Below are 12,873 nucleotides of genomic sequence, written 5' to 3'. Positions count from 1 at the left end.
GGCTGGTGAAGAGGGGGGGTAGGTCGCCATTAGGGTTGTCTAACCAACCGCATTCTCGAGCAGGCTCGCTCCCACAGTTGGATAAGTGTTCGCAAATTTATCGACCGAGATAAACCTCGATCACCCGCTCATTGTCCTGCACCTGCTCCAGCGACCCTTCGGCCAGCACGCTGCCTTGGTGCAGCACGGTGACGTGGTCGGCAATCGAGCCGACGAAGCCCATGTCGTGTTCCACCACCATCAGCGAATGCTTGCCGGCCAGGGTCTTGAACAGCTCGGCGGTGAATTCGGTTTCAGCGTCGGTCATGCCCGCCACCGGCTCGTCGAGCAGCAGCAGTTGCGGGTCCTGCATCAGCAACATGCCGATTTCCAGGAACTGCTTCTGCCCATGGGACAACAAGCCTGCCGGGCGATTGACCGAGGCGGTCAGGCGAATGGTGTCCAGCACTTCGGCGATGCGATCCTTCTGCTCGCCATTGAGCCGCGCCCGCAGGCTGGCCCACACCGACTTGTCGGTTTTCTGCGCCAGTTCCAGGTTCTCGAACACGCTCAAGGCTTCGAACACCGTCGGTTTCTGGAACTTGCGACCGATACCGGCCTGGGCGATCTGCACTTCGCTCATGTGTGTCAGGTCCAGGGTTTCGCCGAACCAGGCCTTGCCGTGACTCGGACGGGTCTTGCCGGTGATCACGTCCATCAGCGTGGTCTTGCCCGCGCCGTTGGGGCCGATGATGCAGCGCAGTTCGCCGACGCCGATGTACAGGTTCAGATCGTTCAGCGCCTTGAAGCCATCGAAGCTGACGCTGATGTCTTCCAGGGTCAGGATGGTGCCGTGGCGGGTGTTCAGGCCTTTGCCGGCGCGCTGTCCAAGGCCGATCGCATCGCGGCTGCTGCCGGCGTCCTTGTTCGGTTCCAGCGGCGGGAAGAAGGCCGGTTCGAGCATGAATTCAGCCATGGCAGTGACTCTCATTATTCACCTCTCTTTTCATAAGGTCGTTTCTTCAGCAGACCGATCACGCCTTTGGGCAGGTACAGGGTCACGACGATGAACAGCGCGCCGAGGAAGAACAGCCAGTATTCGGGGAAGGCCACGGTGAACCAGCTCTTCATGCCGTTGACCACGCCGGCGCCAAGCAACGGGCCGATAAGGGTTCCGCGACCACCGAGGGCGACCCACACGGCGGCTTCGATGGAGTTGGTCGGCGACATTTCGCTCGGGTTGATGATGCCGACTTGCGGCACATACAACGCACCGGCCAGGCCGCACAACACCGCGCTCAACACCCAGACGAACAGCTTGAAACCCCGTGGGTCGTAGCCGCAGAACATCAGGCGGTTTTCCGCATCGCGCAGCGCGGTCAACACCCGCCCAAACTTGCTCCGCGCCAGCCGCCAACCGATGAACAGGCTCGCCACCAGCAACAATACTGTGGCGAAAAACAGCACCGCGCGGGTGCCCGGTTCGGTGATGCCAAAGCCGAGAATCGTGCGGAAGTTGGTGAAGCCGTTGTTGCCGCCGAACCCGGTTTCGTTGCGGAAAAACAGCAGCATCCCGGCGAAGGTCAGGGCCTGGGTCATGATCGAGAAGTACACGCCCTTGATCCGCGATCGGAAGGCGAAGAAGCCGAACACCAGCGCCAGCAGACCCGGCGCCAACACCACCAGGCACAGGGCCCAGAGGAAGCTGCTGGTGCCGGTCCAGTACCAGGGCAATTCGGTCCACGACAGGAACGTCATGAACGCCGGCAAGCCATCACCCGAGGCCTGGCGCATCAGGTACATGCCCATCGCATAACCGCCGAGGGCGAAGAACAGGCCATGGCCGAGGGACAACAGGCCGGCGTAACCCCAGACCAGGTCCAGCGCCAGGGCGACGATGGCGTAGCAAAGGATTTTGCCCACCAGCGTCAGCGTGTAAGCCGACACATGTAGCGTGCTGTCTGCCGGCAGCAACGACAGTAACGGCAACGTCAGCAGCAGAGCGAGGACGACAATACCGACGGCCATCGTGACTTTGGGGCCGGCTTTCTGTGTCGCGGTAACGAGCAGGGGCTGGTTCATCAGTCGATCACCCGTCCTTTGAGTGCGAAGAGGCCTTGCGGACGTTTCTGGATGAACAGAATGATCAGCGCGAGGATGAGGATCTTGCCGAGCACGGCACCGATCTGCGGTTCGAGAATTTTGTTGGCGATCCCCAGGCCGAAGGCGGCGAATACGCTACCGGCCAATTGCCCGACACCACCGAGCACCACCACCAGGAACGAGTCGATGATGTAGCTCTGGCCGAGGTCCGGACCGACGTTGCCGATCTGGCTCAGCGCCACGCCACCGAGACCGGCGATGCCCGAACCGAGGCCGAAGGCAAGCATGTCGACACGCCCGGTGGGCACGCCACAGCAGGCCGCCATGTTGCGGTTCTGTGTGACTGCGCGCACGTTCAGACCCAGACGCGTTCTGTTCAGCAACAGCCAGGTGAGGACAACAACAAACAACGCGAAGGCGATGATGACGATCCGGTTGTACGGCAGCACCAGATTCGGCAGCACCTGAATCCCGCCCGACAACCACGCGGGGTTGGCCACTTCGACGTTCTGCGCGCCGAACAGCAAACGCACCAACTGGATCAACATCAGGCTGATGCCCCAGGTGGCGAGCAGGGTTTCCAACGGACGCCCGTAGAGATGGCGAATCACCGTGCGTTCCAGCGCCATGCCGACCCCGGCGGTGACGAAAAACGCCACCGGCAGCGCAATCAATGGATAGAACTCGATGGCCTGCGGCGCGTAACGCTGGAACATCAGTTGCACCACGTAAGTCGAGTAGGCGCCGAGCATCAGCATCTCGCCGTGGGCCATGTTGATCACGCCGAGCAGGCCAAAGGTGATCGCCAGGCCCAGTGCCGCGAGCAGCAGGATCGAGCCGAGGGACATGCCGCTGAAGGCCTGGCCGAGCAGTTCGCCCATCAGCAGTTTGCGTTTGACCTGTGCGAGGCTGGTCTCGGCGGCGGTGCGCACATTGGCGTCAGTTTCCACGCCCGGATCCAGCAGGCTTTCCAGGCGGGTGCGGGCCAGCGGGTCGCCGGTCTCACCGAGCAGGCGCACGGCGGCCAGACGCACCGCCGGATTGGCGTCCACCAGTTGCAGGTTGGCCAGGGCCAGGCTCAGGGCGGCGTGGACGCTTTCATCCTGTTCGTCCGCCAGTTGCTGATCGAGGAATTTGAGCTGCGCGGGTTTGGCGCTTTTCTGCAATTGCTGCGCGGCGGCCAGACGGATTTTCGCGTCGGCGGCGAGTAGTCGGTGGCTGGCCAGGGCGGTGTCGATCAGACCCCGCAGGCGGTTGTTCAGGCGCAAGGTTTTCGGCTGGCCATCGACGGTCAACTCGCCTTGTTGCAGGGCGTTGATCAGCTCGATGCGCGCCGGATCGGGCTGCGTGGCCCAGGCTTCAAGCAGTTTGGCTTGCTGCGCGGGATTGGCGGCGACGAAGTCGTCGGCGTCACCGGCGAACGAGGCCATCGGCAAAAGAAATGCAATGGCAAGAATGAAGCGGAAAAGGGCAGTGGGCATAGAGAATCGCCTTGACGCGGACATTGTCGGAGCGAGCCTGCTCGCGAAAGCGGTCTGACATTCACCCTCAATGTCGACTGTCAGGACCTCTTCGCGAGCAGGCTTGCTCCCACAGGGGAAATCGTCGGGCCTGAGTTGTGCGGTCAGGTCCGACATCCAGTGGCTCAGTTGCTCTTCACCGCATACTCAGGCTTCTTGTCGTTGCCCAGGATGAATGGGCTCCACGGCTGGGCGCGGATCGGGCCTTCGGTCTGCCACACCACGTTGAACTGACCATCGGCCTGGATCTCGCCGATCATCACCGGCTTGTGCAGGTGGTGATTGGTCTTGTCCATGGTCAGGGTGTAGCCCGATGGTGCGGCAAAGGTCTGGCCGCCCAGGGCCTCGCGGACTTTGTCGACGTCGGTGGACTTGGCTTTTTCAGCCGCCTGCGCCCACATGTGGATGCCGACGTAGGTGGCCTCCATCGGGTCGTTGGTCACCGCTTTATCGGCGCCCGGCAGGTTGTGTTTCTTCGCATAGGCTTTCCAGTCGGCGACGAATTTCTGGTTGGCCGGGTTCTCGACCGACTCGAAATAGTTCCACGCCGCAAGGTTGCCCACCAGCGGCTTGGTGTCGATGCCGCGTAGCTCTTCTTCACCTACCGAGAAGGCCACCACCGGAACGTCGGTGGCTTTCAACCCCTGGTTGGCCAGCTCTTTATAGAACGGCACGTTGGAGTCGCCGTTGACTGTGGAAATCACAGCGGTCTTGCCACCGGCCGAGAATTTTTTGATGTTGGCCACGATGGTCTGGTAATCGCTGTGGCCGAACGGGGTGTAGACCTCTTCGATGTCCTTGTCGGCCACGCCTTTGGAGTGCAGGAACGAGCGCAGGATTTTATTGGTGGTGCGCGGGTAGACGTAGTCAGTGCCAAGCAGGAAGTAACGCTTGGCGCTACCACCTTCTTCGCTCATCAGGTACTCGACGGCGGGGATCGCTTGCTGGTTCGGCGCGGCGCCGGTGTAGAACACATTCGGCGACATCTCTTCGCCTTCGTACTGCACTGGGTAGAACAGCAGGCCATTGAGTTCTTCGAACACCGGCAACACCGATTTGCGCGACACGGAAGTCCAGCAACCGAACACCACCGCCACCTTGTCCTGGGTCAGCAACTGCCGGCCTTTTTCCGCAAACAGCGGCCAGTTCGACGCCGGGTCGACCACCACCGGCTCCAGCATCTTGCCGTTCACGCCACCCTTGGCGTTGATCTCATCGATGGTCATCAACGCCATGTCCTTGAGCGACGTTTCGGAGATCGCCATGGTGCCGGACAACGAATGCAGGATACCAACCTTGATGGTCTCGGCCGCCTGGACAGTCCAGGTCATGCCCATCGCGGCAATGCTTGCCGAGAGTGTGAAAGCCTTGATCAAACTGCGACGCTTCATTGTGCGATCTCCATGAACGTTTAATTTTTCTGGTTGGCAGATGCGGACGACTGAAGGGTCTTTAGCAAGGGCTGTGCCCAACGACGAGAATGCCTTGTCCAGAAGGGTAAACATGGGCTGGCACAAGCAGCGCTGCACTATTAACAGGCAGAGAGGTGGGTCGGGTGCGCCTGTCTGCGCGCAAATGGTGCTGCACCTGAGGGTGAGCACTCAAAAAGCCTGGATACACAAACGATAGATATGTACCGCTGATCAAGGCGCACGCATGGCGACACTCATTCGGTAGTTATCCCGATACTCTTTCGCAGGATTTTTATCATGAATGACATGTCAGGCCGGGAAGTTCGTGCCGCAGTACTACCTTCCAAAACCAGGTTTCCAAAGCTCAGTCCGGGTTTCCTGACGGAGGAGGATGCCGCTTATTGGGTCCATGGCCAGATCCCTGCCAATGCGGACAGGGAATATGGAAGTGTGATCGTGCAATTGCCGGATGGCGATTTTGCAGCCACCCAGCCTGTGCAAGGCGAGGTGAACACGTTTGATTTCAGGACCATTCTGGATACCGATGCCAACGGAAACTATGTGCATCCTGCAGGATATACCTGCGTCGCGAATGTCCATTCGCATCCACCGGCTCTCGACAAAGTCCGGGCGGCCAATCCTGGCCAGGATGAAGTCACTCTCAGACTTTTCCTCAACTTCTTCTCCGATATGGATTTCATTTCCGATGTCTCGGAGCGCAGTTTTTTTCGCAGCGCCTATCTGTCGGGTCCTGACGGGGTGCTGTTGAAGTATTCGCCCAGCGGTACGAAAGAGGAGTTCAGCTATTACCTCTGGCTTAAAGCCGGTGCGCCGCGTGATAACCCTGTCGGTGTATTCGGAGTGGCGAACGTCATCAGAAAGGTCGCTTCGATCGGTGAGCTTAAAGTCATTGTGTCCAATGCCGATTGGGTGGGCTCCGTCGGCAAAGTCCCGCCGGACTGGCAGCCAGGCAAAGCCTTTTCCAAGGGGGTGATAACAGAGTGGCCTTTGATGACTCGCATTTGCGGCAGCGCCCAGCAGGCTGTGCTCGCAGCATTGAAGGAAAAAAGCGCCCGGACTTCCGGATTGGTGCTCAAAAAGCTGGCGGCCAACGAGTACATCGCGACCCAGGCCCGTCCCGCCGGTCAAGCGTCATGGGATCCGGTCCGGTTTTTTCCTCGCGGTGACGATGGACGGGTGAAGCTGCCGGCCGGCTATGTGCTGGAGGGATTTTATTACGCGTCCCGTCCCGACCCCGCCCTTTTCCCCCCCATTCAGGCCTGGCTCTACGAGAACTTCTTCACGCCGGGTGAGATGGCTACGGCCATTGCATCTCAGGCCTTGAGCAAACCGTTATCCGAAGCCGGTAAATCTTTGTCGCTGTATATGCAGGCCAGGGACAGTTCGATATTGAAGTACAGCTTCAGCGGTTCCGAGATTGAAGCGGCGCTGAGCGTGAAGAAGGCTGATGGCACCTTTGGCGATGGTGGCCTTCAAGCCAGGATGCAGGCCGGGACCCTTCGCCCGCGCGAGTTCGTCTCGACGCTGGCGCTGGCCGGGCGGTTGGAAGTGTTGCGCGGCAGTAAGTTGTGGGACCGATTAGGGCCGGTCGGACTCGACTGGGCGCCCTTCGCCGCTTTTCCCTGGCCGACGTTGAGCCCTGCGTTTTTATCGGTCGATGATGCCGCTCGTTATGTCCACGAGCGGATTGGCAATTGGCGTGACCGTCAGTACGCGGGTTACATTTTTCAACGCGATGATAAGCGCTTCATTGCAACCGAACCGCTAGAGGGCGGGATCGAGTCCGTCAGCCCTGGGCAGTTTTATCCGAGCGACAACAAAGGACGTCTGATTTTTCCTATCGACCATGTCCTGGTGGGGCGATATGTCTCGCACGAAGCACTGTCACGGCTTGATCCCGGGAAAGTGGACAGGTTGAAGTGGTCCCGGCAAGAAGCAGCCCTTAGTTTGCAGACATTCAGTGTCGAAGAGATGAGGCAGGTTTTGCTCGATGAGATGCCTCTCTATTTATCCGGTGCCCAAAAAAGTCTGGTGAAATTCGAGCCTGCCGAGACGACCGGTGCGCGGGATCTGGAGAAACGCTTGGGTTCGGCGAAACAACCGGGGCCACTCGTCGCCGAGCTGGAGACTGGTGTTGCGATGCCGAGCAACTTCATCAGGGAGCAGGCAGCCGCCGGCCGATTGAGTGTTGTCGTGAACAGTGAACTGTGGGGGGAGCGTGGGCCAGTGACGGCGGCATGGTCCGTCCCTGCCTCGCCGTGGAAATGGATACGCCCCAGGCAAGTAGCGTTCGGAGCGGTTTTTTCTTCGGCAGATGACGCCGCACTGGATCGGTATTTCCATGACGTGCGCCTGCACGATCAGGAAAAGGCGTGGTTCGGTTTTATCCTCAAACAACAGGATCGCGAGGAGTACGTCGCCTCCGAACTGATTCCTGTCAGCGACGAAACAAACAATGTGTTCCAGGCAGAGAGTCTGTTCGGCGTTACCAGCACGCCGCATTCCTATCGGTACCCTGAAAGCTTCAATGGACACGCGTTCTTTTACTCGCGACAGCGGGTCAAGCACCCTTCAGACAAATCCGGTTCCTGGTTGTCGCAATACTTCATTTCGCCTGATGATCTCTATATAGCTGTCTACTACTCGCGGCGCCGCCCGGTCACGGAACCAGACACGCCCATCCCGCTTTACATATCCACTCAGGATGGTGCGCTCCTGAAATTTGAAAATCGCAGGGGTAGCAAGCTGTTCGATAACGATACGCCCAGTATGGGACTGGAAGACATCAAGCGAAACCTCGCCAGCGGAAGGCTGCCGGCTGTGGATTTTGTCCGGTTGGTCGCCAGCCATGGCCAATTGAACGTCATGCGCACGAGTCTGTGTTGGGACAGGCCCTGGCCCGTGGATCTCCATTGGCAGCCCTTTATGAACCTGGAGCGTCGCTGGCTAAGCCCGGCATTCAGTCAGCAGGACGATGCTGTGGCGTATGTCCAGTCCCGGCTGCCTGATCATTCGAACAAGCTGTTGGGTGGCGTGGTACTGAAAAGGGGGGATGGTCTTTACCTGGCCACCGATCCGGTTGAGGTGCCTCAGGAAGACTTCGATGTTCAGCTGATTTTCCCGGATGAAAGCATTCGTTCAAAACTGTTTCCCGAAGGTTGTCACGTCGTAGCGCGTTACCGAGCACGCAGGGCGGCAGAATTGCCGCTGGTTTTTGCCGAAATTCAGAAGCAGACCTACTTGAATATGTTGTCGGTCGATACGCTGTACTCGGCGTTTACCCGCCCCGGCGCGAAATTGAGTGAGTACCTGTTCGGGCCTGATGGCTCATTGATTCGATATGACGCGGGTGTACTGAGCCGTTTGCGTGCCGACCTCTCGAATATCCTGACAGATAACCAGCGATTGCCGGCCGACCTCGATGGCAAGAAAATCAAACAGCAGATCCACAGTGGTGCGTTGACGCCCAGTGATTGGGTCGATTCCCTGGCACAGGCAGGTTATCTGCATGTTGTCACCGGCAGTCGGTTATGGGGATCAAGTGGCCCGGTTACCCGCTGGGCTCCTTATCCAGCCGTCGCGACTGGTCCGGTGGGTGACTATGACAAGGCAGTGGCGGCTCCCGCGTGCAGCCCGGCATTCATTCAACAGGACGCGGCGGCGCGCTATGTGAATGAAGGCCCGCGCCACACCTGGCTCCCGACCTTCGGTTTCATTTTGTGGAACGCTCGGGACGGCGTTTTTACCGGCACTCTGCCGGTTGAGAACCAGCATTCCAGGATGGCCCTCGATCGTGTATTCCCCGAAAGTGCACTGCCCGATGGTTATGCCGTACAAGCACTTTATCTGCGCTCGGCAGCCGCCCCGGAAGGTGTACAGGAAGATGACCCGCGTCAGTTCATTCCTTCGCCGATACTGGTGCAGCAGGTGTGTACGGCTGCCTATACGTCTCAAGGATACAAGCCGGTTTATTTCTCTTGCGCCGATGGCGCGTTGCTGCGATTCGACATGGCGGCCTTTGAGCCTGGCGAATTTTACGACGCTTTTGGTCAGGTCGAGTTGAGACCTAACCAGTTCTCATCCCTGGAGCGGGCGAGGCAGGATGAGCATGACTACATGCGAGGCAGGCTGGACCAACCGGGTTATATCCAACGTATGGCACGGGCCGGGAAACTCGAGGTCATCGTGACCAGTGCCTACTGGTCACGGCATGGGGTAGTCGACGAGAAGTGGCAACCGCGCCTGGCGGATGCGCCCGACAGTGAACGTTGGGCAGCCGACCCGGTGCCGGCATTGGGGCCGATTTTTCATCATGCCGATGATGCCGCCCGCTATATCCAGCAACGTGCAGGCAGCGTAGAGAAGGGCGATACCGGTTTTGAGAGCGCGATACTTAGCCGAACGTCATCGTTACTGAGTCGAACGTCCCGTTTCGTCCCGCTCGAGCCCCTGGCAAGTACCGCGAGCGGAGAGAGTCCCGTTACCCGGATTTTCCGCAAGGCGAATGATCCGCTTACGACGCGCCAGAGACCGTCCCCTCGTTATCCCGACGGCTACACGCTTGTGGCAAGCCATCAGTTGTACTTGTCAGGCAACACGACACTCGTCCCGGATATCGAACAGGTCTATGCCAATTTCGCTTCACCTTCAATGGTGCGTGAACATACCCGGTACCTCAAGGACAGAGGATTCGCGATCAAGGACTTTTACTACTCCACCCCTCACGGTGTGTTGCTTCGATACACGCCCGTCTACACACACGCAGAAAACGACTTACTGTCGATGAAAGCGGTCGAGTTCAAGGACGGAGCATGGCAGGCTCAGCTTTCCTCGGGAGACTTTATTTCCAGGCTCATTGATCTTGGGGACTTCAGGGTACTGATTGCCGGTTACTACTGGAAGCAGTCAGGTCGCATGGGCGTCAAGTGGCGCGAGCGTCGGCACCAGTCACCCGGTCTCGGGATTGTCTGGCATCGGGACGAGCTCTGATTATCCGGCTATCCATTGCGCGACAGATACTACTCATCTGTTGCGCATCAGGCCGATGAAAAACAGCCCGCCAATGGCAGCGGTGGCGACGCCGATGGGCAAGTCTTCGGGGGCAATCATTGTTCGTGCGGCAACATCGACCCAAACCAGAAACACGCAACCAAGCAACACGCACATCGGCAGCAACCGCCGGTGTTCGGCCCCAACCAGGCGCCGCGCAATATGCGGCACCATCAACCCGACAAATCCAATCGAGCCGCTGATGGACACCAGCACCCCGGTCATCAGCGAGGCGATCACGAACACCCACAATCGTACCGTTCGGGCGTTCAACCCCAGCGTCACAGCCGTCTGCTCGCCCGCCATCAAGGCGTTCAACGACCGCGCCATACCCAGCAGCAGCACCAACCCGAGCAACACGCTGGCAGCCGGCACGGCGAGCAGTTCCCAGCGCGCCAGCCCGAGCCCGCCGAGCATCCAGAACATCACCGCGGAACTGGCGCGGTGATCGCCGAGAAACAGCAGCAGGTTAGCGATCGCCATCATCACAAACGATACCGCCACGCCGCACAGCAGCAGACGATCACTGTCCAGCCGACCGTGGCGACTGGCGATCATCAGCACCACCAGCATGCTCAACAACGCCCCGATGAAGGCGGCGATGGGCAAGGTCAACAGGCCGACAATTTCACCGACATGCAGCACCACGATCACCGCGCCGAGGGTGGCGCCGGAGGTGACCCCGAGCAAATGCGGATCAGCCAGCGGGTTGCGCGTCACTGCTTGCAACACCGCGCCGATCAGCGCCAGCCCGGCACCCACCAACGCACCGAGCAGCATGCGCGGCACGCGGATCAGCCAGACGATGTGCTCCTGCCCGGCGCTCCAGTCGGGCACGCCGAAACCGAACAGCTTGTGCTGCAGAATCCGCCACACGACGTCCACCGGCACCCGCGCGGGGCCGAAACCCAGCGACACCACGCACGACACCAGCAACAGCGCGCCGAGGGCGATCAGCAACAAGGCGTAGCGACGATTGATCATTCGCCGTGGAAACCCTTGGCCAACGTGGCGACCGCGAGCACGTTGTCGATGCCCGGCGTGGCCTGCACGTAAGGGATGACGATGAAGCGCCGATGCTTGATGGCATCCACTGATTGCAGCGCCTTGTTATCAAGCAAGAACTGCACCTTCTGATCGGCGGTGACTTCGCCGTAATCGACGATCACGATCACCTGCGGATTGCGCTCGACCACGTTCTCCCAATTGACCCGGGTCCAGCTCGCCTCGACATCATCGAGCACGTTGCGTCCGCCGGCCGCGTCGATCAGCGCTTGCGGCATGCCCAGGCGACCCGAGGTCATGGCCCGGTCTTCGCCGCTGTCGTACAGGAACACCCGTGGCTTGTCGGCGGGCAGGTTTTTGCGAATCACGGCGACTTGCACCTGCATCTGGCTGATCACGGCATTGGCGCGATCCTGCACGTCGAAGATTTTCCCGAGGTTACGCAGGTCGTTGTACGTGTCTTCCAGCGTCGCCGGTGGACGCTTCATTACAAAGGCGCAGGACTCGGTCAGCTCGTAGACGTTGATGCCCAATGGTTGCAGGGTTTGCGGCGTGAGATCACCGCCCACGCGCATGCCGTAATCCCACCCGGCGAAGAAGAAATCGACGTTGGCATTGAGCAGGGTTTCCACCGACGGATACTTGGCCGCCAGTTCAGGCAATCCGTCGAGGATGCCGTGCATCTCGGGCGTCACTGACTTCCAGCCAGACACGCCGCTGTAACCGGCCATCTGCGGTTTGAGGCCGAGGGCGAGCATCATCTGGGTCATATTGATATCGTGGCTGACGGCATGTTTGGGTGCTTGCTGGAAGGTCACAGCGCGGTTGCAACTCTGAATCGTCAGCGGGTAGTGGGTGGCTTCGGCAAACGCCTGGGCGCTGCCCAGCAGCAAGGAAAGGTACAGCAGGGGACGCAAAATCATGGTTGGGTTATCCAGGTGATTCGTGGGTAGCCGTGCAAGGGGTGTTCATCGATCAGCGCTTCGACGCCGAATACGTTGCGCAGTAATTCGGTGGTCAGGACTTCTTTCGGCGTGCCGCTGGCGACGATGCTGCCGTGGTTGATCACGTACAGTCGATCACAGAAGGCTGCGGCCAGATTGAGGTCGTGGATGCTCGCCAGGGTGCCGATCTTCAGGCGCTTGACCAACTGCAACAGCTCAAGTTGATAACGCGGGTCGAGGTGGTTGGTCGGTTCGTCGAGGATCAGCAATTGCGGCTGTTGGGCCAGGGCGCGGGCAAGAATCACGCGCTGCTTTTCTCCGCCGGAAAGGGTGGAGAAGGCATGATCTTCGAAGCCCTTGAGGCCGACCGATTCCAAGGCTCGGGTTGCGAGGTTTCGATCTTCCAGGGTATCGCCATCGAACAGGCCTTTGTGCGGCGTGCGGCCCATGGCGACCACTTCGTCGACGGTCAGGCCGAAGGCATCGGGAAACTCCTGCAATACCACGGCGATGCGTTGCGCACACCAGCGTGATGACTGTTGCCAGACGTTGTAGTGATCGAGCCTGATCTCGCCGCTTTCCGGTTTGCTGAAGCGCCACGCACAACGCAGCAGGCTGGTCTTGCCGCTGCCGTTGGGGCCGATCAAACCGACGAACTCACCGGCGGCCACGTGAAGCGAGGCATCCCGCAACCGGAACTGGTGATGACAGTGGCCGTGGCCCAGGGGGGACCAGGTGAGGTTAGTGAGGTTCAGCGAGGTCATGCTTTTACTCTGAAGTATTCGGTGTAACGGATGCCGCCTTCGCGAGCAGGCTCGCTCCCACATTGAAATGCGATCA

General features: G+C 59.7%; 8 protein-coding genes. 1 reads left to right on the top strand and 7 read right to left on the bottom strand.

Features of this window, described 5'->3' with window-relative positions; translation table 11 throughout:
• Nucleotides 1-97 precede the first annotated feature (97 nt).
• The 4 genes from urtD to urtA all read right to left on the bottom strand — a co-directional run bounded on the left by urtD (nt 98) and on the right by urtA (nt 4,993).
• Nucleotides 98-970 (bottom strand): urea ABC transporter ATP-binding protein UrtD, encoded by an 873-nt coding sequence (gene urtD / locus ACW9HW_RS25105; RefSeq protein ID WP_095192073.1) that lies wholly within the window; start codon nt 968-970, stop codon nt 98-100.
• Entirely contained in the window at nt 970-2,061 is a 1,092-nt protein-coding gene (gene urtC, locus ACW9HW_RS25100) for an urea ABC transporter permease subunit UrtC (protein WP_457402040.1), read from the bottom strand. Before urtC ends, urtD begins: the two co-directional genes overlap by 1 nt.
• Entirely contained in the window at nt 2,061-3,563 is a 1,503-nt protein-coding gene (gene urtB / locus ACW9HW_RS25095; protein ID WP_457402039.1) for an urea ABC transporter permease subunit UrtB, read from the bottom strand. The genes urtC and urtB overlap by 1 nt, the downstream gene beginning before the upstream one ends.
• Nucleotides 3,564-3,727: 164 nt before the next feature.
• Entirely contained in the window at nt 3,728-4,993 is a 1,266-nt protein-coding gene (gene urtA / locus ACW9HW_RS25090) for an urea ABC transporter substrate-binding protein (protein ID WP_457402038.1), read from the bottom strand.
• 318 nt (nt 4,994-5,311) lie between these two features.
• Between urtA and ACW9HW_RS25085 the strand changes: the two genes are divergently transcribed.
• Nucleotides 5,312-10,024: a DUF4329 domain-containing protein gene (locus tag ACW9HW_RS25085; RefSeq protein ID WP_457402037.1), complete on the top strand. Its 4,713-nt coding sequence runs from the start codon at nt 5,312-5,314 to the stop codon at nt 10,022-10,024.
• Between the two features lie 33 nt (nt 10,025-10,057).
• Here ACW9HW_RS25085 and ACW9HW_RS25080 read toward each other — a convergent pair whose 3' ends face one another.
• From ACW9HW_RS25080 to ACW9HW_RS25070, 3 genes are read right to left on the bottom strand one after another with little or no spacing between them, the layout of a single operon-like run.
• On the bottom strand, nt 10,058-11,068 hold the full coding sequence (locus ACW9HW_RS25080; RefSeq protein WP_457402036.1) for a FecCD family ABC transporter permease: 1,011 nt from the start codon (nt 11,066-11,068) through the stop codon (nt 10,058-10,060).
• Complete coding sequence (locus ACW9HW_RS25075; RefSeq protein WP_457402035.1) at nt 11,065-12,012, bottom strand: ABC transporter substrate-binding protein; 948 nt, start codon at nt 12,010-12,012, stop codon at nt 11,065-11,067. The genes ACW9HW_RS25080 and ACW9HW_RS25075 overlap by 4 nt, the downstream gene beginning before the upstream one ends.
• Nucleotides 12,009-12,797, bottom strand: a complete 789-nt coding sequence (locus ACW9HW_RS25070) for an ABC transporter ATP-binding protein (RefSeq protein WP_457402034.1) — start codon at nt 12,795-12,797, stop codon at nt 12,009-12,011. Before ACW9HW_RS25070 ends, ACW9HW_RS25075 begins: the two co-directional genes overlap by 4 nt.
• Nucleotides 12,798-12,873: the final 76 nt, after the last annotated feature.

The organism is Pseudomonas sp. SDO5532_S415, from assembly GCF_054071155.1.
The sequence above is the reverse complement of the archived record's forward strand: the minus strand, read 5'-3'. Positions and strand labels throughout refer to the sequence as shown.